This window comes from Pseudomonas sp. GW458-11-26-14-LB4 (genome assembly GCF_059423925.1).
This window is the reverse complement of the sequence record NZ_JBWKYU010000005.1, coordinates 283,759-309,827: the sequence shown is the minus strand read 5'-3', so window position 1 is coordinate 309,827 and position 26,069 is coordinate 283,759. Positions and strand designations below refer to the sequence as shown.

The 26,069-nt window shown below is 60.0% G+C and carries 17 protein-coding genes; 10 read left to right on the top strand and 7 right to left on the bottom strand.

The features are described 5' to 3' along the window. Positions 1-560: 560 nt before the first annotated feature. The 3 genes from AC07XZ_RS09600 to AC07XZ_RS09590 form a co-directional block, all read right to left on the bottom strand. Positions 561-929 carry a DUF6124 family protein gene (locus AC07XZ_RS09600; RefSeq protein WP_102687180.1) on the bottom strand — a complete coding sequence of 123 codons (369 nt, stop codon included), beginning with the start codon at positions 927-929 and terminating at the stop codon, positions 561-563. Positions 930-1,339: 410 nt separating this feature from the next. Continuing rightward, positions 1,340-3,751, bottom strand: coding sequence for a glucose/quinate/shikimate family membrane-bound PQQ-dependent dehydrogenase (locus tag AC07XZ_RS09595; RefSeq protein ID WP_102687181.1), 2,412 nt, complete (start codon positions 3,749-3,751; stop codon positions 1,340-1,342). Positions 3,752-3,887: 136 nt separating this feature from the next. Beyond that, the gene (locus AC07XZ_RS09590) at positions 3,888-5,249 is read right to left on the bottom strand and encodes a carbohydrate porin (protein WP_102687182.1); all 1,362 of its coding nucleotides are present in this window, start codon (positions 5,247-5,249) and stop codon (positions 3,888-3,890) included. A gap of 301 nt (positions 5,250-5,550) precedes the next feature. Here AC07XZ_RS09590 and AC07XZ_RS09585 point away from each other — a divergent pair, with 301 nt between their 5' ends. Together AC07XZ_RS09585 and AC07XZ_RS09580 are read left to right on the top strand one after the other, a co-directional pair. After that, entirely contained in the window at positions 5,551-5,781 is a 231-nt protein-coding gene (locus AC07XZ_RS09585; protein ID WP_007956650.1) for a VF530 family protein, read from the top strand. A 1-nt stretch (position 5,782) separates the two neighbouring features. Beyond that, a complete protein-coding gene (locus AC07XZ_RS09580; protein WP_102687183.1) occupies positions 5,783-6,421 on the top strand; it encodes a Pr6Pr family membrane protein in 639 nt (212 codons plus the stop codon). 18 nt (positions 6,422-6,439) lie between these two features. On the opposite strand, the gene AC07XZ_RS09575 is transcribed toward AC07XZ_RS09580, so the two are convergent. Both AC07XZ_RS09575 and AC07XZ_RS09570 read right to left on the bottom strand, forming a co-directional pair. Next, a complete protein-coding gene (locus AC07XZ_RS09575) occupies positions 6,440-7,225 on the bottom strand; it encodes a siderophore-interacting protein (RefSeq protein ID WP_064383885.1) in 786 nt (261 codons plus the stop codon). Further along, positions 7,222-7,797, bottom strand: coding sequence for a PadR family transcriptional regulator (locus AC07XZ_RS09570; RefSeq protein WP_102687184.1), 576 nt, complete (start codon positions 7,795-7,797; stop codon positions 7,222-7,224). The genes AC07XZ_RS09575 and AC07XZ_RS09570 overlap by 4 nt, the downstream gene beginning before the upstream one ends. 495 nt (positions 7,798-8,292) lie before the next feature. Here AC07XZ_RS09570 and AC07XZ_RS09565 point away from each other — a divergent pair, with 495 nt between their 5' ends. The 7 genes from AC07XZ_RS09565 (at position 8,293) to AC07XZ_RS09535 (ending at position 15,799) form a co-directional block, all read left to right on the top strand. After that, a complete protein-coding gene (locus tag AC07XZ_RS09565) occupies positions 8,293-8,787 on the top strand; it encodes a CS1 type fimbrial major subunit (RefSeq protein WP_102687185.1) in 495 nt (164 codons plus the stop codon). 109 nt (positions 8,788-8,896) lie between these two features. Next, positions 8,897-11,419, top strand: a complete 2,523-nt coding sequence (locus tag AC07XZ_RS09560; protein ID WP_102687186.1) for a CS1-pili formation C-terminal domain-containing protein — start codon at positions 8,897-8,899, stop codon at positions 11,417-11,419. Positions 11,420-11,421: 2 nt separating this feature from the next. Beyond that, positions 11,422-12,639: a hypothetical protein gene (locus AC07XZ_RS09555; RefSeq protein ID WP_305955764.1), complete on the top strand. Its 1,218-nt coding sequence runs from the start codon at positions 11,422-11,424 to the stop codon at positions 12,637-12,639. Between the two features lie 44 nt (positions 12,640-12,683). Then, a complete protein-coding gene (locus AC07XZ_RS09550) occupies positions 12,684-13,427 on the top strand; it encodes a pilus assembly protein (protein ID WP_102687187.1) in 744 nt (247 codons plus the stop codon). A gap of 32 nt (positions 13,428-13,459) precedes the next feature. Next, positions 13,460-13,960 (top strand): CS1 type fimbrial major subunit, encoded by a 501-nt coding sequence (locus AC07XZ_RS09545; RefSeq protein ID WP_102687236.1) that lies wholly within the window; start codon positions 13,460-13,462, stop codon positions 13,958-13,960. A gap of 33 nt (positions 13,961-13,993) precedes the next feature. After that, entirely contained in the window at positions 13,994-14,497 is a 504-nt protein-coding gene (locus AC07XZ_RS09540; protein WP_102687188.1) for a CS1 type fimbrial major subunit, read from the top strand. Between the two features lie 51 nt (positions 14,498-14,548). Further along, positions 14,549-15,799: a hypothetical protein gene (locus AC07XZ_RS09535; RefSeq protein WP_102687189.1), complete on the top strand. Its 1,251-nt coding sequence runs from the start codon at positions 14,549-14,551 to the stop codon at positions 15,797-15,799. A 42-nt stretch (positions 15,800-15,841) separates the two neighbouring features. Here AC07XZ_RS09535 and AC07XZ_RS09530 read toward each other — a convergent pair whose 3' ends face one another. Both AC07XZ_RS09530 and AC07XZ_RS09525 read right to left on the bottom strand, forming a co-directional pair. Further along, the gene (locus AC07XZ_RS09530; RefSeq protein ID WP_305955763.1) at positions 15,842-20,761 is read right to left on the bottom strand and encodes an NEL-type E3 ubiquitin ligase domain-containing protein; all 4,920 of its coding nucleotides are present in this window, start codon (positions 20,759-20,761) and stop codon (positions 15,842-15,844) included. 283 nt (positions 20,762-21,044) lie between these two features. Further along, entirely contained in the window at positions 21,045-24,170 is a 3,126-nt protein-coding gene (locus tag AC07XZ_RS09525; RefSeq protein WP_085745290.1) for a transglycosylase domain-containing protein, read from the bottom strand. 434 nt (positions 24,171-24,604) lie between these two features. On the opposite strand from AC07XZ_RS09525, the gene AC07XZ_RS09520 reads away from it, so the two are divergent. Beyond that, positions 24,605-26,026 (top strand): amino acid permease, encoded by a 1,422-nt coding sequence (locus AC07XZ_RS09520; protein WP_102687191.1) that lies wholly within the window; start codon positions 24,605-24,607, stop codon positions 26,024-26,026. Positions 26,027-26,069: the final 43 nt, after the last annotated feature.

The following is a 26,069-nucleotide window of genomic DNA, read 5'->3' as shown; positions in this document are numbered from 1 at the left end:
CAATGGGGGTGGGTGTTTCTGCTTGTGTGTTCAGGGTTTTGACAGGGTTTTGGGGTTGGGCTTGGCGGCCTTTGGGCCGGCCATGCGGGGGACTTATCGAGTACATATCCGTTTCTTCGGGTGCGCCCGCTTGCGGTTTCGCCCTTACGGCGAGGCACTTTTTTCAAACGCCAAAAAAGTACCCAAAAAGGCTCGTCCCGGCGTTCGGCCCTCGCAGGCTCGGGTTCCTTCGCTCCGGCGTCCCTCCGGGGGCATCGACTTCGTCGATGAGTTCGGCTTCGCCAAACGACGCTGCGCGCCAATCCCCGGATGAACACCTCCACTCAGCCTTCCGAAGGGACGGGTGGATCAAGATCAAGAGCTTTGTCGAGCTAACGCTCATCCTTGAGAGGTGTGGTTTGTGGGCTTTGCAAACTTGAGGTCGACTCGGACTTTCAGGTCGATGTACATCGATTGATCAACTCGGTCAGTCCCCTCTCCCTCCGGGAGAGGGCTAGGGTGAGGGCAGCGTCATGACTGACTCACCACAAGCCTGACTCCCGCAGAGACCTCATCAGCATTTATGCCGGATATCGACTGACCTCAACGTTATCCAGCACCCGATTCACCGCCAGTTCCGCCAGCATGATCACCTGCTGAATCCCGAGGATCCGATGTCGCTGCGGCGTATCGACAAAAGCCGCTACATCACTGGCCATGACGCTTGCTGTAGCCAGGGACTCACAGGCATGGGCCAACAGGCTTTCATCGTCCATGTCTGGCGAGATCTGGAACATCTGGCTCGGTCGGCGGCCGGGGCATTTTTTTGGAATCGGATTGAAATGGTGGTCGAGCGCGCGTTCGGCGGCGTCGTGGAGTTTCTTTGAATCGGCGGATTCGTAGGGCGAGGTGTCGTTTGATTCGGGGGGATTGGGTGTTGGTTTTTTCATGGTGGAACTCCAAGTGACAAATTGAGCTACCACGAATCGCTGCGAAACGATGGAGGGTGGCAGCTGTGCGCGGGTTCGCAGACCGGATCACTCGGAAAACTCCGGCATACCCGAAGGTATCCCGCGCACAGCCACCATAAGCAAACGAAAAGTACCGAGGCACTTCAGTTTGGGGTGGCGATTATGCACCAAGTGAGTTGAGCGGACTGCGAAGCCCGTTCGCTGAATGTTTCAGCGACCCCCAAAGCCTATCCACCCCATTTCCGAGCCACAACCGACGCGACATGTCAGAAACATCCCCTGCAAACGCCCTGTCTGTAGGACATAAACACCCCGTTGAAAAAACGCAGCCCACAAAAAAGGCGACACCCCTCACAGGGCATCGCCTTTTTCCTTACCGCCGTTAAAGTTTATTCCGGCAGTTTGTACGCAATCACATAGTCACCCATCTTGGTGCCCAGCGAACCGTGACCGCCCACCACGAGCAGGACGTATTGCTTGCCGTCCTTGCCGGTGTAGGTCATCGGAGTCGCTTGACCACCCGCGGGCAGACGCGATTTCCACAGTTCTTTACCGGTGTTCACGTCGTAGGCGCGCAGGTACTGGTCCAGCGTGCCGCTGAGGAAGCCGACGCCGCCAGCGGTGACGATCGAGCCGCCCATGCTTGGTACGCCCAGGGTGAAGCCGATCGGGATTGGCGAGCTGTCGCGGCTGGTGCCGTTCTTGCGTTTCCAGACGACTTTGCCGGTGGTCAGGTCGATACCGGCGACGTAGCCCCAGGCCGGGGCCTGGCACGGTACGCCGAGTGGCGACATGAACGGGTGCATGATCACCGCGTATGGCGCGCCGGTGTTCGGTTGCACGCCGGCGGTTTCGCTCTCGCGTTTGCTGCCGGCGGCGACTTTCTCGCGTGGCACCATTTTCGAGACGAAGGCCATGTAGTTCGGGCTGGTGAACAGCATCTGGCGAACCGGGTCGACCGAGACGCCGCCCCAGTTGAACACACCGACGTTACCCGGGTAGATCAGGCTGCCCTGTTCCGACGGAGGCGTGTATTGGCCTTCGTAGCGCAGTTCCTTGAACTGGATGCGGCACAGCATCTGGTCGAACGGGCTGGCGCCCCACATGGCTTTTTCGGTCAGTTCCGGGGCCAGCAGGTTCAGGTCCGAACGGGCCTGGGTCGGGGCGGTGTGGTCGCCTTTCACGGCGCCTTGCGGAACCGGGATCTCCTTGATCGGGATGATCGGCGTGCCGTCGCGACGGTCGAGGACGTACAGGCTGCCCTGTTTGGTCGGGGCGATCAGCGCAGGTTTGATGCCGTCGGCGGTTTTCATGTCCAGCAGGGTTGGCTGGCTGCCGACGTCCATGTCCCACAGGTCATGGTGGGTGAACTGGTAGTTCCAGCGCACTTTACCGGTGGCCAGGTCCAGAGCCACGACGCCGGCGCTGAATTTCTCGGCGCCCGGGGTGCGGTCGGCGCCCCATTGGTCCGGGGTCTGGTTGCCCAGTGGCAGGTAAACCATGCCGAGTTTTTCGTCGACGCTGGCCAGCGACCACATGTTGGCCGAGTTGCGGCTGTAGGTTTCGCCTGGCGCCAAAGGCTCGGTGGCGTCTGGCTTGTCGCTGTCCCAGTTCCAGACGAGGTGACCGTCACGCACGTCGAAAGCGCGGATCACGCCCGATGGCTCGTTGGTCGATTCGTTGTCGGTCACGTGGCCGCCCATGATCACCAGATCACGGGTGATCGCGGCAGGCGAGGTGGAGTAGTAGCCACCGGCGGTGAACGGGCCGATGCCCTGGGTCAGGTCAACCACACCGTTGGTGCCGAAGCCTTCGCAGATCTTGCCGGTATCGGCGTTCAGTGCGATCAGGCGTGCATCGGCGGTCGGCAGGTACAGGCGACGCGGGCAGGCCTGGGCGACGGCTTTGCCGGCCTCGGAGATGACGGCGGAGACTGCATTTTCAGACTTGGCGTACGCGGCTTCGTCGTAGTACGACACGCCACGGCAAGTCATGTGGGCGAAGCCCTTGAAGCCGACCGGGCTCTTGATCTGCGGGTCGAAGCGCCACAGTTCCTTGCCGGTGTCCGGGTCCAGCGCCAGCACTTTGCTGTGGGCGGTGCAGGCGTAGAGCATGCCGTTGGCTTTGAGCGGGGTGTTTTCGTTGGTCAGCTCGACCGGGTCATCGGCGGTCGGCAGGTCGCCGGTCTGGATGCGCCAGGCTTCCTGCAGCTTGCCGACGTTGGCGGGGGTGATCTGCTTCAGTGGCGAGTAGCGGTCACCGAATTCGGTGCGGCCATAGGCCTGCCAGTCGCCATCAGGCATGGCTGGCGCGGTGCTGGTGGTGTCGGCGGTCTCGCGACCCAGTTCGCCAAAGATTTCGCCCGGATGGGTGAACAGGCTGGCCAGGGCGGTGACGCCGGCCAGAATCACGGCCACGGACAGGCCGCCGGTGCCCATCGGCGCCGGGCCTGCGAGCAGCAGCGGGCGACGGAACCACGGCAGCAGCATCACGAAACCGAGGACAAACCACAGTGCCAGGCGCGGCACCAGTTGCCACCAGTCCAGACCGACTTCCCACAGCGCCCAGACGGTGCTGGCGAACAGCACGATGGCGTACAGGCCCAATGCTGCGCGACGACGCATCAGCATCAGAATGCCGGTCAGCGTGATGCCGATACCGGCCAGCAGGTAATACAGCGAGCCGCCGAGCGTACTCAGCTTGATTCCCCCGGCCAGCATGGCCAGGCCCATCAGCAGAAGCAGAATGCCGAGCAGGTTCGGCAGAAGACGGCTTCGACTCGAAGCACCTTCAGTGCTCATAGTGTGGTTCTCCGTGACGTTTCAAGTAGTCCCGCGCTGTAGTCACTGTAGATGACGATCGGGCGCGGGCATGGTTCAGATAAAAACTTGTCTAGCTATCGAATTTCATCTGCAGGCCTGAGCGGCCTGCATTGGGTCAGAACGACGACTGGATCTTGATCCCGCCGATCAGCGCGTCGTCGACCTTGTCCACACCGCCCGGATGGCGGATGTATTGCAGGTTCGGGCGCACGGTCAGCCAGTTGGTGACGTGCACGCCGTAATAGAGTTCGGCGCTGTATTCGGTGTCCTGTGGTGGCAGGAAGGACGGATCGTCGTAGTCGTAGACAGCGCGGGCCTGGTTGGTCGCTTCGGCGTTCTTGCGGTAGGCCGGGTTGACGTGGACGCGGGCCAGGGCGAAACCGATGTCGTCCTTGGCGCGGGCGTCGAACAGGCCTTTGTAGACCACGCCGGCCTGGACGTAGTTGTCGATGGCGTTGGTTTTCTTGTCGTGCATCGTGCCGTTGGCGAACACGCTCAGACCACGGGAATTGTCGCTGGCGACGCTGGTGATCTGCTGCTGCACGCCGAGCCACACGCCGTGTTTGCTCGAAGCGCTGCGATAGGCTTCGCCGCTCAGGGCAGCCGGCTGGCCGTTGCTGTCTTTATAGGCGTCGGAGGCCTTGGCGTTGCTGTAGTAGTAACCGGCGCGGTATTCGCCTGGCAGGCCGTTGAGCTTGGGCTTCCACACCAGTTCGATCGGCAGGATCGCGCCCTGGGTGCCGCTGCCGCTGAGCTTGAAGCCGTTACCGCGATCGAGGTTCGACGGGTTCTGCTCATAGGCGCCGACTTGTGCGTACAGCTCCGGCGTCAGGTGATATTTGACGCGCATTGCCCATTGGCTGACCGGCCAGTTGTACCAGATGCCGCCGACCCAGTTGCCGACTTGCGAGCCGCAGAACGCCAGGTTCTGGAAGTCGCACGGGAAGGTGTTGAAGTCTTCGCCTTCGCCGAAGCGGCCGACCTTGATATCGAGCTTCTGGTCGAAGAATTTCTGCTGGTACCACATCTGCGTCAGGCGGGTGGTCTGGCCACGGCCCCAGACTTCCTGGGCCGAGGTGAAGCCACCGACGCGCGGGTCGTTGATGCGGTCGTTGCTGATGTTGTTGCCGCTGCGCTTGGTCACGGTCAGCTGGAATTCAGCGTCGTTCCAGCCCAGCAGTTTTTGCAGGTCCAGATGAGTGCCGAGGCCCCATTGGTCGCTGTAGCGCGCGGTGCGATCGTGGTCGTAGCCGCCGTGCAGGTTGCTGCCCATTTCGCCGGTGTAGTCGAGCTTGAAGTCGATGCCTTTCGCCGAGAGTTCGCTGCGGGTGCCGTTCCAGTCACCAAGCATCCATGGTGATTCACTGTCGAAGGCCGGGGCGGCCTGGGTGCAGGTGGCGAGGCCAAGGGCGGTGCAGCCGCCGATCAGGCGCAGGGTTGAGATAGCGCTGTCTCGGGAGAACGGAAAATCGGGCATGAATTGGGTCTTTCTTGATCTTTTTTGGGGGATAAACTGGCCGCTACGATTTGACGCAGGCAGTGAAGCGGTTCAGCAGAAGGGCGGCAGGATAATGTCCTGTTACAAAAACACAAAGTGCTTTTGCAGACATGAACCCTTTCGGATTCGGTAACAGTGCGGCAATACGGCGCATTGCGGGCGTTGGCGCAGGCTGCGATCTTCTCCGGTTGGCCTACATTTAACCCAAGGCCTTCCACCCGCCCATGCCCTCGGCTAAGGTGCGCGGCTTCTGCATTTTCACTTCGCCCAAAGGCCCGGCATGAACGACCACAACCCCGATCCGCTGCACGGCGTGACCCTCGAACAGATCCTCAATGCGCTGGTGACCCATTACGAATGGTCGGGCCTGGCCGAGCGCATCGATATCCGTTGCTTCAAGAGCGATCCGACCATCAAGTCGAGCCTGACCTTTTTGCGCAAGACGCCTTGGGCGCGGGAGAAAGTCGAGCGTCTGTACGTGAAACTGATGCGCACCAAGCGACCACTCTGAGATGAACGCCGTATGGCGGCGACGCCTGATTACTTCGGCCGCGGTGCTGGGCTGGGCCGGGCTGGGGATTCAGCTGTACCTGATTTTCTTCGCCCGGCTGAGCGTCGGCGCCAGTCTGCTGGGCGGGCTGGTGAGTTTCTTCAGTTACTTCACCGTGCTCACCAATACCCTGGTGGCGGTGGTGCTGACCTGCGCGGTGACCGATCATGAATCCGCTGCACGACGCTGGTTTCTGCAGCCCTGGGTCAGTAGCGGGATTGCCGTGAGCATTGCGGTGGTGGGCCTGGCCTACAGCATTCTGCTGCGACATCTGTGGCACCCGCAGGGCTGGCAGTTTATCGCTGACGAATTGCTCCACGACGTGATGCCGCTGCTGTTTCTGGCTTATTGGTGGCTGTGTGTGCCGAAGGGCACTTTGCGTCTGAAGCACCTGCCGCTGTGGCTGATCTATCCGCTGGTGTACTTCGCCTATGCGCTGCTGCGCGGGCATTTGCTGGGGGCTTACGCCTATCCGTTCATTGACGTGGCGCTGCTGGGTTATCCACAGGTGTTCATCAATGCCGGGGGGATTCTGCTGGGGTTTGTGCTGATTGCGTTGCTGGTGATCGGGATTGATCGCTGGCAGGGGCGGCGCCTTTAGCAGCGCCGCCGCTCGTATTCACTCTTCTTCGGAGCCTTCGGCGCGCCAGTAACCGACCGCTTTGACGAACTTCTCGTCGAGTCCGTGCTCATCGAGCAGCACCCGACGGATCTGCCGCGAAACCTTGGTCTCGGTCGCCACCCACGCATACAGATTGCCCTTGGGCACCTGCAATTGTTTGACGGTCGTCAGCAGGTTGTCCTTGCCGCCCTCGCGCAGTACCCAGATCACATTGACCTGCGCCGCGCTTTCCAGGGTTTGCTGCTCCTTGCCGTTTTCCACTTCGATCACTACCAGCGCCTTGCGATTGGCCGCCAGGCCTTCGAGGCGGCGGGCGATGGCGGGCAGGGCGGTTTCGTCGCCGATCAGCAGGTAGCTGTCGAAAATGTCCGGCACGATCATCGAGCCACGCGGGCCGCCGATGTGCAGGAACTGCCCCGGTTTGGCCTGCTCGGCCCAGGTCGAGGCAGGGCCGTCGCCGTGCAGGACGAAATCGATGTCCAGCTCTAGCTTGTCGAGGTCGTAGCGGCGCGGAGTGTAGTCACGCATTTCGGGCATCGGCACATCGCTCTTGCCGGCGCCGAGCACCAGGGTTTCCAGTGCCGCGGCCTGTTCGGCGTTCTGCGGAAACAGCAGTTTGACGTGATCGTCGGTGCCGAGGCTGATGAAGCCTGCAAGCTCCGGCCCGCCGAGGGTGATGCGGCGCATGCGCGGAGTCAGGTCGACCACTCGCAGCACTTCCAGGCGGCGACGTTTGATTTCATGCATGACGCGGTGAATGGTTTGGGTATCGACTGCGGTCATTCGACTTTCTCCGGGGCAGATTGAACGGCGGGGCCGTCGACGATGGCTTTGGCGGTGTCATTGAGCAGGTCGCGTACGCGCAGGATTTCTTCCGGGCTCCAGCGTCCGTGGTGCATTTGCAGGGCATGACGCAGGTTGTGCACCGCTTCATGAATTTCCGGCGGCCGGTCGTGGCCGCGCAGCGAGCGCTTGCTGACGTCGATGCGCATCCGCACGCCGTCCAGCGCCACCGCCTGTTCGCTGAGGGATTGGCGGCCGGCATCGGTCACCGCGTAGCGCTTTTTGCCGCCCTCGGCATCGCCGGTGATCATTTCGCTTTCTTCGAGAAATGTCAGGGTCGGGTAGATCACGCCGGGGCTGGGGCTGTAGGCGCCGTCGAACATGGTTTCGATCTGGCGAATCAGGTCATAGCCGTGGCACGGCTGTTCGGCGATCAGGGCCAGCAACAGCAATTTCAGATCGCCCGGGGCGAATACCCGCGGGCCGCGACCGCCGCGCTCGCGGCCGTGGCGTTTTTCGAAGCCGTCACGGCTGTCGCCGTGGTCGCGGTGGGGGGAATGATGGTCTCTCATTTCAGTCTTCTCTCGTCGTGTTTAGATACAACTTAAGATATATCTTTACGGCTGGGCAAGAGCTTTTTGCCGCAGAGCTGACGAGTGGTCAGCGGTGAGCAAGGCGCGCTGACGGAGGAACCGCCCTACCTGGTTGATCGAGACAGGAATAACCGGAAAGTTAAAGCTATCACTCTATTAATACTTGAGCGTATATTCTAAAAAGATTAGAAAGTGCTGGCTGGTATTGTCGAAACTGCTGTAACGGTTTTTGTAAATAACTGTAGGTAGGGAATGCCTTACAGTTACTTTTGTATATTCTGATTTTTTGATGTTTTTTCTTTCATGTTGCGAGGTTGTTTAACTACAAGTTCGTGGGAAGTTGCCTGCTTACATTCTTGAGACAAGGGTTGATCATGCCCCGGCATTGAACTTCCATGTTTTCGGTACTTATCGACCGGTATGACGTGAACTTCAATGTTTCGATTCCCTTAAAAAGAAAACAGGTACTGACCGATGTTCAAGAAAATCGCAATCACCGCTTCTCTCGCTGCCCTGGCCCTGAGCTCGTCCGCGGTCTTTGCCGCCGGTGAAGCCCGTCACTCCATCAGCCTGATCGCCCACGTACCGACCAACGGTTTCTACGTGGTGCCGACCGACTCCGATCTGGTCAACAAGGATCAGGACATGAGCTTCCAGCCAAGCACCGGCAAGATGCGTGAAGTCAATGGTTTCTTCGACGTGCGCAATAACAACGGCTCGGTTCATGCCAGCCTGGAAAGCCAGCCAAAACTGATCGCCGGCAACACCGCCATCGACCTGCAAGTGCTGTTCAACAACAAGGAACTGACCCTGACCCCGCAAATGGTTGTGGGCGAGTCGGAATCCGACGTCAACTTCCGCGCACCCCTGAAGATCAGTGCCAAGGGCAGCAACTTCCAGCCGGGTGATTACACCGGTGTTGTCGCCATGACCTTCGACGCCGTGCCGCCGATCGGTGGTGGCAAGTAATCGGTTGATCCGCACTCAACGCAGCTTGCCAGAGTCGCGTTCCCCGGCGGGATAAACAGCCTTGTCTGTCCCGCCGGACTTCAACTTTTGTAAATCAGAGTACGAGTTCATGTTCCCGATGACACCCATCGCGGCTGCGCTTGCGCTGTTGTTTTGTGCCAGCGCAGCGGCCGCTTCCGAACCCGCCGGCACGACTCCGCGCAGTCTGTTGGCGCAGGCCAAAGGTTTGCCGGCGGATTTCGAAGAGCACTTTTTCGATGTGCCGCTGGCGGTGCGGGTCGAACTCGACCAGCAACCGCTGGGGGAGGCCATGGTGGTGTTGTCCCGTGATGATCGCGTGACCTTGCTGGAATTCACCGACACCAGCGAAAACCGCTACACCCCCGCCGAACGCGAAAAGTGGGCGGCCTATCTCAAGCCCGGCGTGCCGCTGGGCGCGTGTACCGGCTCCTGCCCTGATCAGGTGCTGGCGGTGCATTACAACCTGGAAAATTCGTTGCTCTCGATTCTCACCGAGAACGCCGAGCGTGACCTGGAAACCAAGCGTTTTCACGATCAACCCGAAGGCGGCAGCAGCGGCCTGATGGTGCGTAACCAGCTCAACCTCAATGGCGGCCAGGATCAGGATCTGGGCGGGCGTTTTGGCCTTGAAGCCAGCGGCAGCCTGGGCAACTGGAGCCAGACCGTCAACATGCAAATGGCTCGCCTCGGCGGCCCGGACGACAAGCTCTATCACGCCGTCCACGAGCTCTACACCCAGCGCGAACTGCAAGGCAATTTCTTTCGCCTGGGCTACTTCACCCCCAATTCCGAAGGGCTGACCCGCCAACCGCGCACGTTTGGCACCAGCCCTGATACCGCCGTCGGCGTGATGTACGGCAGCTCCGACAGCCTGGCTATCAACAACGCCGCGCCCAGCGTCTACCCGATCTACGTCACCGCCAATCGCCAAGGCTCGGTGGAGATCTGGCGCGATGGCCTGCTGATCAACACCCAATCGATACCCGCCGGTTTGCAGAGCCTCGACACCCGGCCGCTGCCCGGCGGTATTTACGAGGTGGAAGTACGGCTGATCGAAGACGGCCAGATCACGTCCAGCACCCAGGAGCTGGTGTACAAGCCCAGCAACTGGCGCAACCTCGACGAGCGCTGGCGCTACAACCTGTTTGCCGGCGAAGAAAAGAAACTGCTGAGCAACTGGGATCAACAATCCAGCGGCAGTCCTACCGCCGGTGCCTCGCTCAACTATCTGTTGCACCCGCGAGTCATCCTTGGCCTGTCGGCACGGCAGATCCGCGAAAAGCTGCAATACGGCACGTCCATCGACTGGACCCTGGCCAATCACATCAGCCTGTATGCCAACGTCTACAAGACCGAGGATCACGGCACCGGTCTGGATTTGCAGAGCCTGTACAACTACGGTTCCGGCAGCCTGGTGATCAGCCACAACCGCAGCTGGCTCGACACCACCGACCAGTACGAAACCCTGCCGGACGGCACCCGGGTGCGCCAGCGCAATGTGTTTATCGGCGAAACCAGCAACTCGTCGCTGGCGCTCAACCACCGGCTCAACAGTCGCAATTCGCTGAATGCACGGGTCTCCCACAGCGAGGGCAATGTTGAAGGCGTCGGCGTGGATCTGGGCTGGACCCGGCGCAGCGAGCTGTTCGGCAATGACGCCAACTGGCGTCTGTCCTTGTTCGACCGGCCGGGCAGTTTCAGTAGCGGCGACGCGCGTAACCGGGGGGTCGATTTGAGCCTCAACATGGCGCTGGGCGCCCCCGGCGAGCAGATCACCGGCAGCATCGGTTCGCGCACCGACCGCGATGGCGGCCGCGACAATAACGCCTCCATCGGCTGGCGCAAGGACCTCAAAGGCCACGTGCTGCAGAACGTCTCGGTCACCGCGCTGACCGACACCTACGGCATCGGTGCTTCGGGCCTGGCCAACTTTCGCACCGATACGGTCAACGGCGACGGCTTCATCCAGCGCTCGTCCTACAACGGCAATTTCACCGGCGGTCTTAACCTCGACAGCACACTGGTGGTCGGTGGTCAGCAGATGCTCATGACCAGCGAGTACGAAATGCGCGGGGCGGGGATGATCGTCGATGTCGAGTCGGATATCGAAGGTATTGCCTTGCGCGCCGACGACTTCAGCGGTGGCAGCGCCGCGCTGAAACCGGGGCGCAACTTCATCCCGATCACTGCCTATCAGAACAGCTCGGTGAGCTTCGACTTCGAGGGCAACAACGTGCCCGCCGCCACCATCGAACCGGCGCGCACCCGTTACCACCTGAACAAGGGCGGCGTGGACTACCGCAAGATCCGCGTGATGAAAACCCTGACCGTGCTCGGACGGCTGGTCAACGAACAGGGCCAGCCGCTCAAGGGGCATCACGTGATCAACCACGCCAGTCGTGGGGTCACCGAAGTCGACGGCTTCTTCTCGATGGAAATGAACGCCGGTTCGCCAACCCTCGAGGTGCGCCAGGATAACCGCCTGCTGTGCCAGTTCCGCCTCGACGCCGATCAGCATCGCAGCGAAAACAACGTGTTGATGATCGGGGATCTGCGTTGCACGCCGGACACCCTGGCCGATACAACCATTACCGATCAGAAGGCGGGCTGAGCGTGAAAAAGCTGACCAGATATTTGAGCTTGTTCGTTGCGCTGAGCCTGCCGCCGGTCGAAGCGGCAAATCAGGAAATCCGCGCGCTGTTTCAGCCGGATCCGACACAGCCAAGCAAGAACGTCTTCATCAACAAGACGCCGAACAGCGGTTATTGCGCAGATTACCCGGACGAGTGCGCCCATCAGGGCATGTTCAGTCTCCGGGTACCGATCCGCTTCTCGACGTTCACGCCTATGTTTTCGACCAATGGCGTGTGGGTGAAGGTGCCCGCGGATTGGCGAGTCGTGAATGTCATCAATCAGCAGACTCAGCAGACTCATCCGGTGGAGGTTCGGATCAGCGGGATCGGTTCGCGATATCGCTTGAGCAAGCCTGTCACCGAACTCACGGGTGAGCCAAACGAAGCGGAGGCGCATCGTAAATTGTGGGTGGGCAGTTCGTGGGTTTATGCCGCGCCTCCATGCGAATACAGCGGAGTCGGCTTTCCGGGCGCCACCACTTACCAGTTTTTCTGGAAGACCCCCGTGCTGGGCAGCTGTAACAAGGTGGCACTCTTCGACATCGGGCATATGGAATTCGAGTATCTCGATATCGCCTACGAATTGCGTACTCCCAATCCGTTGAGCATGGCGACCGGTGTGTACACCGGTTCACTGCCCTACAGCGTCGGTCCCGGCAGCGCGGATTTCAACATGGGTCCTTTCTTTCGGGCGGATGACGCCAACCTGACTCTGGATTTTGTGCTTGATGTGCAGCACGAACTGAAAGTCAGCCTGCCACCGGGCGGCGACAAGGTCACCATGGAGCCGCCCGGCGGCTGGCGCAGCTGGATCGAAACGGGGCGTATGCCCACCGATATCTATCGCGATCAACTGTTTCACATATCGGCCTCGTCGCGCTTCAAGGTGATGATGATCTGTAACTCACTGGGTGGGTCTGAATGCGGCATTGGCAACAATGAAGTGGGCTTCTCCAAGTTTGAGGTCAGGCTCACGCTACCCGCAGGCATCGTCGGTCCGGGTAACAGTGACGGCTGGTCCGGAACGTTGATGCACAACACCTGGCTCGGTCCGTTCGAGCCCACCCGCTACGTCGATCGCAAACCCGGCAACCTGCGCTTTCAGATTCCGCGGCGCTGGATCGAATCCCTGCTCAAGCCCGGCATGAACGGCACGCTTTGGGGCAACGTCACCGTCATTTTCGACTCGGAAGTATGAAACTCCGGGGCAGGTCATTTTTCATTTTCATGAGGTTGAGTTCCATGACTCGAATGTTTTTGCTGTTGCTGTCCGGGATGTTCTGCATGACGGCCCATGGCGGGCCACAGATCAATGTCGGCACGGTGTACGACTATCTCGACGGCGACAAAAGTACCTATCTCAAACGGGTCTTCAACAGCGGTGACAGCACCGCGTTCGTCAAGATCAACGTGCTGGAAATCGTTTATGACGCCGATGGCAAGCCGCAGGAAATTCCCGTCGCCAATGCGGATGACGGCGCTTCGCGCAATGGCGTGATGGCCAGCCCGGCGCGTTTGATCGTACCGGCGCAGGGCGTTCAGGGCACGCGCTTGCTGTACATGGGAGAGCGGGATCGCGAGCGCTATTTCCGGGTGCGCTTCGTGCCGGTGGTGCCGGAAAAGGAAGATGAGTTCGTGGTGTCCCAGGATGAACGCGAAGACTACAAAAAGTCGCTGTCGGCCGGGGTCAACGTCATGACGGGCTTCGGCATCGTGTTCTTCGTGCGGCCCAAAGATGCGCGTTTCGCCACGGTGATCAACGACAGCCCGGAGCGTTACGAGATCCGCAACAACGGTAATACGGTGATGGTGGTCGACGAGTTCAAGAACTGTTCGCTGAGCGATGAAAGCGATTGCGGCGCGACTACCAAACATCACGTCATGGCTGGCAAGAGCTTCGCTTTCGACAAGGAAGCCGGTCGCGAATACCGCTTCAAACTGGTTGAAGGCGATAACAAGAAAGACCTCAGGGTGGCACGCCGCTAAGGCCTGCACCAATGACGCGCCAGGTATCGATCATGAACAAGCAATGCGCCATTGCCGCGCTGATGGCTTTAACCGCACTGACAAGTGTCCCGGGCTGGGCGGCTCGGGAGGAGTTGAACTTCGAGGTGTTTCTGACCATCCCCAGTCGCGCCTTTTACATCATTCCGGCAGAGTCCGACTGGATTCACCGCCCGCAGCGGTTGCTCTGGGACTACAACACATCGACCTTGCGTGGCTTGCGCAAGTCGTTCGACGTGCGCCACGACAGCAGTGCCATCGAAGCGCGTCTGGAACGTACGGGCTCGATGTCCAACGGCCGGACGGGCGAGGAGATTCTGTTGCATGTGAAATTCAACGGTGTGGTGTTGAGTCAGGACACCCGCCCGCGTGAAGTGCTGTCCCAGGCCGAGGCGGCAGCGGGCAAGCGGGTTTTGCTGGAAATCGACCCGATCAAACCGCTCGGCGGATTCAAACCGGGGGAGTACGACGGCACGGTGATGTTGTTGTTCAACGCCCGGGCACCGGGAAGTTGATCGCGCACCGTCATCCACGCAGAGGTTCCTGAGATGATCAAGCAAGTCGCTATCGCGCTGTGCCTGGGCCTGCCGGCGTCGGTTCATCCGGCAGTGTTCGCCGCCCAGGAAAAACATACTTTCGAGGTGTCGGTAGACATCCCGACCCTGGGTTTCTACGTGATTCCCAGCGAAGCCGACTGGATTCATCGCGAGCAGACCCTGCCATGGGATATCCACAGCTCGACGTTGCTCGGGTTGCGCAAGAGCTTCGATGTGAAAACCGACGGCAGTGCCATTGAAGCGCGGCTCGAGAGTTTCCCTTACCTGACCGCCGGTGGCGATTCACGCGACAACATCGTGTTGCATGTCAGTTTCAACGGCAAGGATCTCACTCAGGACCCGACGCCCCGGGAGGTGGTGTCGGCCGAGGAAGCAATGGCGGGCAGTCGCGTGCAACTGGAAATCGTCCCCCGCGAGCAACCGGGCGGCTACAAGCCGGGTGAATACAACGGCACCGTCAATATCGTGTTCAACGTGGCGGCGCCGACAGGATGAACAGCGCACGCCGGACAAGGACAACCGACCTGACAGGCAAGGAAACAGCCAATGGTTTCAGCTGTACGCAAGTGCTCAAGGATCAGTGCGTTTTGCTTTTGCGGGAGTATTTTTTCCGCGCCAGCGCTGGCAATCACTCAGGAGATTCGCGCCACCTACGTTCCCGATCCCGCCAACCCGCAGAGCAACGCATTCATCAACCAGACGCCGCAGAGCGGCTACTGCGGCCAATACCCCAATGACTGCCGACGCTACAACCTGATGGGGGTTTCGCTGCCGCTGCGCTTCACCTCGGTGCAGGCCATTCGGCCGGAAAGCGCCGAGCGCGATGGCGCGATGTTCAGGATGCCGGCGCAGTGGCGTGGCCTGACGGTGCGCAATATCGTCACCGGTGAAGCCGAGACGGTAGAGGTGCGGATCGGCGGATTTGGCTCGCGTTATGTCCTTAGCGATACGGCAAGTAACCTGACCGGTGTCTCGGGCGAATATGAGTCACATAACGCGCTTTGGGTCGGGAGGGGGTGGGGCTGGGCGCCCAGACCTTGTGAAGACGGGGCAATGGCCTCATACGGACCGGAGTTTTACCGGTTTTTCTGGTTCACGCCGTCCGACGTCGTGTGCAGCAAACCGTCCGCGTTCGAAATCCCGTGGATGACTTACGATTATCTCGACGTGGCCTATGAACTTCGCACACCGAACCCGCTGGGCATGTCGGCGGGAATTTTCGCCGGTGAGCTCACCTATGGTGTGGGTCCAGGTCAGGACATCGATGCCGGCAACAACCTGTTGCCTGATACCTCCAGCCTGACTTTCCGGATTCTTCTCGACGTGCAACATGTGCTGAAGGTCGATATCCCGCCCGGCGGCAACAGAATTGCGCTGGTACCCCAGGGCGGCTGGCAAGCCTGGCTGCAGCAGGGCAGTAAACCGACCCGGTTGTTTCGCGACCAGACCTTCAATATTTCGGCGTCCTCACGCTTCAAGATGTACTTCGAATGCGAGTACGCCGCCGTCGCCTCCTGCGCATTGCGCGACACGGTCAGCGGAGCGACCGACGCGCAGGTTTTCCTGAGCGTCAGCCTGCCCGACAGCATTGCCGACATGGCGGGCCACCCGGTCAAACGCCGTCCATTGAGCAACAGTCCCGATGCCATGGCGTTCCAGCCGACCCGTTTCATGCAACGCGCGCCGGCCACGTTGCACTTCGAGATTCCGGGTGCCCATGTCGAACAGATGCTCCAGCCCGGGAAAGGCAAACGCTACGTCGGCAACGTCACGGTGATCTGGGATTCGGAGGTCTAGAACGTTGCAATGCCCTGAAGGTTTACCTTCAGGGCACCGTACTCAGATCCCGGCCCGGCTCATGGCTTCGCGGGTGAGCTGTCGGCTCAACTGTTTTTCCTGGTAGCCGATGTCACGCAGCAATCGCTCATAGGTGGCATCGCTCATGGCTTGCCCGGTGAGCACTTCCTTGTGTGGCACCGACAGTCTGTCGGCCAGATCCGTGAGGTTCTTTTTGAGAACTGCACGTTGTGCCGACGGCAGGTCAGCCGCTTGCACCCACTGTGTCTGGGCTGTTCGCAAGTCATCCAGCCAGTCGAATTTTTCCAGGTGCATGCGCTTGTTGGATTCGATTTCGCCCGGCCAGTTGTCGCGCAGATAGCGTTCCCAGAACGGCTGTTCAATCATCTGGTTGACCAGTCCGTCGCCTGCCTCGCGTTCGAGCACGGTATCGCGAGCGGTGGTGATCGTCTGGTTATCGACGCCGGCGGTGGGGCGAAACATCATGTCTTCAGACTGCCAGGGCAAGTCGAGACTTTTCGCCAGTCCGGTTTCATAGGCCAGGTGCACTTCGACTTCATCGGGATTGCCTCCGCGAGTGCGAATGTCGGCGCGGGCGATTTCGCCTACCTGATCAAGTCGCGATGCGCTTTTGGCCAGCGTCACCAGTTTGCGTTCAAGCTCTGCCCGGTTGGTCGAGTATGAGTAGGCTTCAGAGGCCAGTGTCTTGACCCCCATGTTGTTGAACAGCTGTGCGCCGGCGTCAGCGCAGCCTTCGGGATCGGTCGACATCAGGAACAGCTCTTCGCGCAATGGCGTGTCGATGTCCATGGCGCCGATCATCCGCCACACGCGGTCGGTCAGTTGATCATTGGCTTTGCCACCCGCTGTGTAGTCGGCCGAGTGGGTAAGATCTTCGATGATCGTGAAGAAACCGTCGGAATTCGGCTCCTCGGCGAGCTCGTGCCAGGCTTCGGGCCGATAGGTGCCAACGCCGGCCGTTTCATTGCGCAACGAGGTATCGACGAAAACGGGCCAGCGTTCCAGCAGATCTTCCGCCGCCCGGGAATAAGTCATGCGCGAAGGGATGCCGACAGATGTCCTGTATTGCTCGTACCTGACACGCACCGCGTCAGAGAGTCTGTCGGCATAGACGCGGCTGCGGGCAATCAACCGTGCGCTGTCGGAGCCCAGCGGTACATTCGGGATGCGCTTGAGCGAGTTGGCGCCCAGATCAAGAAAAAAGCCGCGTGGCCGGGGCTTGTCGAACAAGCCCGATGGCCAGCCTTCGAGGCCGGTGTCGATCAGGCTCAGCACCTTGAGTCGGGGCATGCGCTCGACATTCGGCGCAATGCCCAGTGGATTGTGATCGAGCCTGAGGGTTTCCATGCGCGTCATGTTGCGCAGTTGTTCGGCGGTGCTCGGGGTCAGTTGAATCTGGTTGTCGTTAAGGCGCAGGGTCTCCAGTTGCTGCATCTGGCCGATGGTGTCCGGCAGAGAACTCAGCCCACAGTTTCTGGCACTTAATTGGCGGATATGCCGCAAGTCCTTCAGCAGACCATTCGGTCTGGTGGAGAACGTCGAGCCGTCCAGATTCACTGTCGTGATCTGTTCGAACCAGGATTTGAGTTCTTCCGGCAGTTGTCGCCACCAACGCTCGATATCCTTGGGCAGCCATTCGCTGGACAGGTCCAGCCGATAACCTTCCTGCATGCTGAGACTGCGCTCGCCGAATACTTCGGACTTGCGTTCGAAACACTCCAGCAGACGATCGGCGAGAAACTGTCCGCCGTTCCGTTGATAGTCCCAGTAAGTGCGCGGGATAGTGCTGTCCGGACTTTCAGGATCCCACTCGGTCAGATAGCGCTGACGCCAGGTTTCCAGTGTCTGCCTGAGCCGTTGAAGCTGCTGTTCCAGCAGTTTGATCTGTGAGTGGGGATCACCGTTCGCTTGCAGGGAACGGGTGAAGGCGAGTGCTTCGGCCTGATCGAAATGCGGATAGAGGTTTGCGACTTTCTCCTCTACGCTCAGTGCCGTTTTCGAGTGCCCCGGCCCGCGCAGCAGCAGCTCGGTTTGCAGAGGAACCCGAGGGCGGATGGGCGGCCGTGCGAGCAATGTCCTTCGTTCGGCAGGACGTTCGCTAATGACTTGCACCCACTGTTTGAGCGATTGCCCCTGGCCGAGGCGGTAGCCCAACGCGGCCCGCTTGTCGGCGGGCACGGCCAGCAGAATGGCTTCATACAGATCTGCAGGCGGATGCAGACTGTTGTCCCGGTCATCGCGCACTTCATAGCGGCCACGCTGATCCCTGACCAGTACGCGCACGGTACTGGCCTTTTCGTTGCCGACACTGCAGCGAAGCGCGCCGTCATGAAAAAGCTCACGTACTTCAATGCGCAGATCAGCGAAGGCATCGGTGCGTTGCCTCAGGGCGCCAAGAATCAATCGCTCGGTATCGGGCAATCGTAATGCCGGCTCATACAATCCTTCAGTGGCACGCGCCGCGCTGACTTCAAAAGCACTTTCCCGGGCCTGGTCTTTCAGGCGCAGCGGTATCCGTCGTTCTTCGCGGATGATGGTCTGCTCGGCCGGTGTCGCGTCCTTCAGCAGCGCCTCGGCAACCCGGGAGGGCAGCTGTGGAAACTGTTGTTGCAGCAAGTGAACCTGGGCATCGCCAAGGTGATCATTGGCTTGATATTGATAGTTGAAAATTTCCGGGGTGCGCGTCTCCACTGCATCCGCCAGTTGGTTGCGCAGTGTCTGAGCCCGTTGCGCTCTGGGGTAGCTGCCGCCGAGCAACGACTGCATCTCGGCGTCGTCGAGAAAATCCGTCAGCCGCTCCGGCAGCCTGCCAGCCAACAGGTCAGGCATGCCAATGCTCAGCGTCTGTCCGGCTGTCGCTTGCGGGTTGCCGTACAGGTGAAAATTTCCGTTCGAGTCAGCGCTTTCAAAAACCTTCAACGCTTTGTCGGCAGGCCAGCCTGGCATGTCCGGGACCATTCGGCTGAACCAATAGGCGGTCGGGGCCAGTGGTTGTCCGGAGCGAATCAACTGGCCGACGTTGCGGGTTTCGTCCCACGTCCGAAAACGAGTCAGGGTATCGGCCAGCAGTGCCGGTGGCGGCGCGTTGTCCATATACATCCGGCGCAGTGATTCTGGCGAGGTGCCGCTGATGCTGCGCAGGTGTTCCAGTTCGGTGTCGCTGTAGCCGTCCACGCTGTGACCCAACCGGCGCATCAGAATCGAACCGTCCCAGTCCTGTGGTTTTTCCCCCTCGTGTACCCACGCGCCCTGTTCGTTGTGGCGCAATTGCGGCGCGTACGCCTGCGGGCGAGTGGGATGCTGGACGCGATGGCGGCCGTTGCTGCGATCGAATTTCACTGCGTAATGCCGACCGTCGAGAGGCAGCAAGGTTTTGCCCGCAAATCGATACAGCCCGGATGCAGAAGGTTTCGCTGCCGGCGGTGGAACAGTGTCTGTTTGCGCGTATGGCGTGAGGTCGGTGTGCCACAAGCGGATTTTTTCGTCGTGTCCCGTCACCGGTTTCATGCCTTCGACCAGTGGCGAGAGTTTCAGAATTTTTTTGGCGGCCAGGCCCCCGACGACAAATGCCGCCAGTTGCACCACATCGATGACGATACCTACGACATGCTCCGCCGCTTCGACCCAGTTTCTGTAACCAAGATCCACTGCGCTTTCGATGACTTCATTGGTCAACTGGAACGCCGTGTAGACCAGCATCGCAACGCCCAGATACGGCACGAACGGCATCAAGACGAACAACGACACGTTGAGAATGTCGCCGGCAATCTTCAGGACATTCTCCCACCAGGCCCAGCGTGCCTTGTCGTCGGCGTCGGCGGTCGCCACTGCAATCACGCGTGCGTCGTTGAGAATCTTGTTGAGTCGCTGCTCGAAGAGGTACTTCCACAGCGGCGAGCGGATCGGCGGTGCGCTGAATTGCAGTTGCGGTTTCTCCACCGGTGTTTCCCGCCATGATGGACGCGAATCGCCCGCTTCTTGCGGATACCATTTTACGTAGCTCAGACGTTGTTCGAGCCCGGCAAAAAAATGCCCACGCTGTTCATGATCGACAAACTGGCTGAAAAACTGCCGGTAGCTGAGCCCGGAGGAGGGTGATGTCGCATTGGCCCGAAGTTGCCGGGTCAGCTCTTGCATGAAGTCCAGGGTCGAGGCGTATTCCTTGAGCGGGTGATCCGGGTCGTGGGGAACATAGGCAATCATTTTCGGTGAGTGAGGCGCCTGTTCCGGATCCGGCCGAATGATCAGGATGCCGGTGAAAGTCAGATCCATCATGCCCAGGTCGCAAACCAGCATCGGCTGGCCGTCCAGTGTGAGAGTCTGACGGCCAAGCAACACTTCGCGGATCAGCGCATGGGCACTGTGACCGATGTCCTTTTTGAGCCGCGCCATCTGCGCAGCGGCCTTGAGCGTCGCTTTTTGGCTTTGCTCGACCCGTGTGCGCAGGTACGTTTCTGCTACCGGTTCCTTGTCCAGCAGGACTGTTTCGAGATGGCGCCTGTAGCGCGCACCAAGGTCCAGTTCCCGGCACAACGTCTGAAACTGACTCACGCTGATTGTCCGGTTGATCGGCGAGGAGTCGAACAAGTCGCGTGCGACGTCGGTTTTGGTAATGAAAGTCGAATAGTTTTGATAGTGCTCGTCGTGTGCGAAGTTATGCAATGCCGCATCAAGCATCGAAACCGTTCTGGCTTTGGAGGCTTTGTTGAAGTTATGGACGTACCAGGGCGTCTGAGCCGAAGCGTATAGCCTCAGATAGGTATTCTTGACGTCGACATCGATCTGGAACTGTTCGAGCAGCCTGGCCTTGAGCAAGGGCTCGGCGAAAGCGTAGATATCCTGAAGACGCCCGAGCAGGCGGTCGATTCGGTTCTGTGCACCCCACGCCCGACGGTTATCGGCCGACATGCGTTCCAGCTCGCCGGCCGACGCATCGGTCATCCAGGATTCAAGCTGGAGGGGCGTATTGCCTAGCGCATGGGCACGGTGTAACTGCATATCGCTGAAGACCGGATCGATACGCGATTTAATTAAGTCGTAATGTTGCCCTTTATATGTGGATGTTGCAGTCATTGTGCAGGCCTTGAATAAGTAAAGAATTCTCAGCCTAACGTCCAATGAGCGGATTAATTAGTTTAAAAGCCTGTTGCCGAAGTGTCGGGTTAATGTCTGATTTATTGAATATTGGAATGCATAAAACACATAACTATTACCCTTCACAGGTTCAGTTAGTGGTCGATGCCACAGTCGCTGTTTGCGGCGCCAGACACTGCGAATCACTGCCCGGTTGCAGATATGGCATCAGAATCGGTGCCATCCCCTTGAGAACCTGCACCGGCAGGGCAGAAGTGAACTTGAAGTTCTCCGCCGAGCGCCCCGGCACGAACGCGGTGAGCGTGCCGAAATGGTGGTCACCGATGTAAAACACGAAGGTGGCCGTACGGTTGATCGATTTCGAGCTGAGAATCCGCCCGCCGGAGCCGATCGCCTCGATCCGGTTGTCGCCGGTGCCGGTCTTGCCGCCCATGACCAGCGGTGTTCCATCGTTCAATTTGAAACTGCCGGAAACACGTTTGGCGGTCCCCGAGTCCACCACTTGCGATAACGCTTCGCGCATCGCCGTGGCGACTTCGGACGGCATCACCCGTTTGCCGACGTGAGGGTCATTGACCAGTTTCGTTTCGTAAGGCGTGCCGGCGGCAAAGTGCAGGCTGTCGATGCGCAGGGTCGGCATACGCACGCCGTCGTTGAGAATGGTGCCGATCAACTCGGCCAGCGCAGCGGGGCGGTCGCCGGAGCTGCCGATGGCGGTGGCCAGCGACGGCACCAGGTGATCGAACGGATAGCCGACTTTCTGCCAGCGCTGATGGATCTCGAGGAACGCTTCGATCTCCAGCATCGTGCGGATCCGGCTGTCACGGGCGCCCTTGTGCTTGCTCTTGAACAGCCAGCTGTAGACTTCCTGACGCTCGAACTGGCTGGCCTTGACGATGTCCTTGAAGGTCGCGTCGGGATGGTTGAGCAGGTAGCCGATCATCCACAGGTCCAGTGGGTGAACCTTGGCGATGAAACCCTGATCCGGCAGGTCGTAGGTGCCGGGACCGTAGGCCAGGTAGAGCCGTTCCAGGCGTTCGTCGGTGAGTTTTTCGGTGATCTTCACGCCCTTGAGGTGCGAGCGCACAAAGGTGTTGAAGTCTTCCTGGCTGGCGTTGGGCAGCAGGTAACGGTGCACGGCGGCCATGCGGATCGGCGTCGGGCGCATGCTGTCGAGGAAGGTGTCGAGCCGGGCCTGGGTGTCCTTGTTGCGGTACTTCTTCCAGAACTTGAGCAGGAACGAAGTACCTTCGCGGTCGGCGAACGAGGCGAGGTATTCCTGACGGCGCGGGTCGCGATCGTCCTTGAGCAGCTCGGCGCTGTTGTTGGGACCGGAGTAGGTGGTGTAGCGCACCAGATCGCGCATCAGGCGAATGAACGGCAGGTTGATCGACTCACGCAGGGCATCGCGCAGGGTCGGCAGGCGGCCGTTGTCTTCCTTGCGAAAGTTATGGAACACATGCAAGCCGCCACCGGTGAAAAACGCCTCGCCGGGGCTGGCCGAATATTTGCGGTCGAGGGCGGCACCGAGCATTTTCGACAGGTCGTGATCCTTGTTCTGGATCAGGTAATCGATCACCCACTGGCTCAGGCGATCCTGATCCGGCACCTCGACTTTCTTCAGTTCCGGCACGGTCATGGCGCCGTATTTGTCATGCAGCTCCGCGATGATTTGCAGGTAGGTGGTCAGCACTCGCATCTTGGCCGTGGAGCCCAGTTCCAGTTTGCTGCCTTCGTTGATGTCGAACGGCTGGTCGGTGCTGTCGGTCTGCACCCGCACACGTGAACCGTCCGGGGTCAGTTCGAACAGGGTGAAGCTGTAACGCACCTGGGTGGTGCTGGTGGGCGTCAGCAGGCGTTCGCCCATCAGGCCGACTTCGGTGGCGTAGGCCGGGTCGGCGAGTTTTTTCAGGTAGGCGGTAGCCTGAGTTTGCAGCTCGCCTTGCAAGGTGCTGGTAGCAGACAGATCAAGACGGTCGAGGTCGTACAGCGGACGGTTGAGCATCGATGCCAACCGGCTGCGGGCGACACTGATGCCCTTGTTGGTTTCGATCGGCTGGATCGTCGGCTGGGTCTGCCAATCGCGATAGCTGATGGTGCTGGCCAGCGCGGCATCGGCCAGGGCCGCGTCGATCACGCCGTTCTGCTTGAGCAGGCGCAAGTGGCTGTTGGTCAGTTCGACCAGTTCTTCACGGCCCTTGGTCAGGTAATGCGAAGGACGGCGCTGGGCGATCATCAGCGAGAGCATTTCGCGCAGGGCCAGACCTTTGTCCGCCATGGACTGCGGATCGGTCGCTGAGCTGGATAGTTTGCGGTTGGCCTCGTTGAAATCGGCGCCATACCAGACCCGCAGACCCTCGGCCATGCCGTGCACTTCGCCATGCCCCGGCACTGCCGACAGCGGCACGCTGTTCAGGTAATCGCGAATGATGTTCTGTCGCGCCGGCAAGGTGTCCGGGCCGCCCTGATAGGCGCGCACGCTGGCGGAAATCATCTGGCGGATCTTCTCCGCACCGGACACCGTCAGGCCATCGGGTGAATGGCGGTATTTCTCAAGCTGGGTGGCCAGGGTACTGCCGCCGGCCGACTGCCCTGGCAAGTGCAGCAACTTGGCAACCTGCGACCACGCGGCCATGCCGAAGCGCGGCCAGTCCACCGCCGGGTTGGCCAGCGGTTGCCTGGGGTCGAGCAGGAAGCGGTTTTCGATGAACAGCAGGCTGTTGACCACCACCGGCGGGATCGAGTCGAAGCTTGCGTACAGCTGCTGCGGATAGTTGTACTGATACAGCGGCGCGGCGCGGCAATCGGTGATCGACAGCCCGGCCTGGATCTTTTCGGAGTAGGGCACGAACAGGCCCTTGTCGGTGTAGTTGAGCAGGGCCGGGGAGAAGCGCGTCTGCTCGGTGATGACGTAGTTGCGCTTGATCAGCCGCGGCAGGAATTCGTCCAGCGAGCTGTAGCCCAGACGCAGGTCGAATGGCCCGTTGCCCGGATAGCGGATCGCTTCGCTGGGCCCCGGTTGCAATTCGTACTTGAGTTTGGCGGCGTACTGGCTGACCTCCCGGGACTGAAAACGCGAGGTGCGCATTTCCTTCATCGCAGCCAGGCCCACGACAATCGCAATGATCACCAACAGGAGCCAGAAAGCCTTCCACCCATGCCGGTTACGACGGGGTTTTTCAGGTACAGGCGCTTCATCCACACGTTCAGTCGGAACCACTTTTTCACTCGAATCGGTTTGCCACAAAGCGCCCATAGTCGATTGATCCATTCACGCAGATTGATCGGACTTGACTGAAGCTTAGTCGGTGGTTGGCGTCGGTGAAAAAATTGTGAAGAACGGTGGCCGGCTTCATCTGAACAAATCTTCAAACCCGGTTGCGGCATGACGTTGCACCATTGCTGTGCAATACTCGGCGCCCATTTGCGCGGTGAATAATCCTCGAAATGCAGGATGGTTTGTCTCGTAAACCTGTGAATTGACGAGGTTTACGTCTGAATCAGATGCCTTATAGAGTGAAAAAACCTGTCGCAAGCTTTTTATACTGCACGCCCCGCTGATCCCGCAGGTTGCTTCTGCGGGACGGTTCTGCCCACGAAGCAGGGCCGGTATTTACCCAGGCGCAGGCTTATCGGCCGACGCTTGAACACTCGGTGGTCACATCCAATAACAAGACGAGGAAGTCCCCCATGCCAGTCGGCAATCACCCGCCCCATGGCGAAACCGCTCAAGGCGGTCCGCTCAAACGCGAACTCGGTGAACGGCATATTCGCCTGATGGCGCTCGGCGCCTGCATCGGTGTCGGTCTGTTTCTCGGTTCGGCCAAGGCCATCGAAATGGCCGGCCCGGCGATCATGCTGTCTTACATCATCGGCGGTCTGGCGATCCTGGTGATCATGCGCGCCCTCGGCGAAATGGCCGTACACAACCCGGTCGCCGGCTCCTTCAGCCGTTACGCACAGGATTACCTCGGCCCGCTGGCGGGCTTTCTGACCGGCTGGAACTACTGGTTCCTGTGGCTGGTGACCTGCGTCGCCGAAATCACCGCGGTGGCGGTGTACATGGGCATCTGGTTCCCCGATGTCCCGCGCTGGATCTGGGCGCTGGCGGCGCTGGTCAGCATGGGCTCGATCAACCTGATCGCGGTGAAGGCCTTCGGTGAATTCGAGTTCTGGTTCGCCCTGATCAAGATCGTCACCATCATTGCCATGGTGCTTGGCGGCATCGGCATCATTGCTTTCGGTTTCGGCAACGACGGCGTGGCGCTGGGGATTTCCAACCTGTGGGCCCACGGCGGCTTCATGCCCAACGGCGTGACGGGCGTGTTGATGTCGCTGCAGATGGTGATGTTCGCCTACCTCGGCGTGGAAATGATCGGCCTGACCGCCGGTGAAGCGAAGAACCCGCAGAAGACCATCCCGAATGCGATCGGCTCGGTGTTCTGGCGGATCCTGCTGTTCTACGTCGGCGCGCTGTTCGTGATCCTGTCGATCTACCCGTGGAATGAAATCGGCACCCAGGGCAGTCCGTTCGTGATGACCTTTGAACGTCTGGGCATCAAGACCGCCGCCGGCATCATCAACTTCGTGGTGATTACCGCAGCGCTGTCGTCGTGCAATGGCGGCATCTTCAGCACCGGACGCATGCTCTACAGCCTGGCGCAGAACGGCCAGGCGCCGGCCGGTTTCGCTCGCACCTCGAGCAACGGTGTACCGCGTCGCGCATTGCTGCTGTCGATCTTCGCGCTGCTGCTGGGCGTGCTGCTCAACTATCTGGTGCCTGAAAAAGTCTTCGTCTGGGTGACCTCGATTGCCACCTTCGGCGCGATCTGGACCTGGGTGATGATCCTGCTGGCCCAGCTGAAATTCCGCAAAGGCCTGAGCGCCACTGAACGGGCCGGCCTGAAGTACAAGATGTGGCTGTTCCCGATCAGCTCGTATCTTGCGCTGGCGTTCCTGGTGCTGGTAGTCGGTCTGATGGCGTACTTCCCGGACACTCGCGTGGCACTTTATGTAGGCCCGGCGTTCCTGGTGCTGCTGACCGTTTTGTTCTACGTGTTCAAGCTGCAACCAAGCGATGCGTCCCAGGGCGCGGTGCGTTCGGCTTCGTAATTCGTTGTTGCTGAAACTCGAAAGCCCCGGTCGAAAGTCCGGG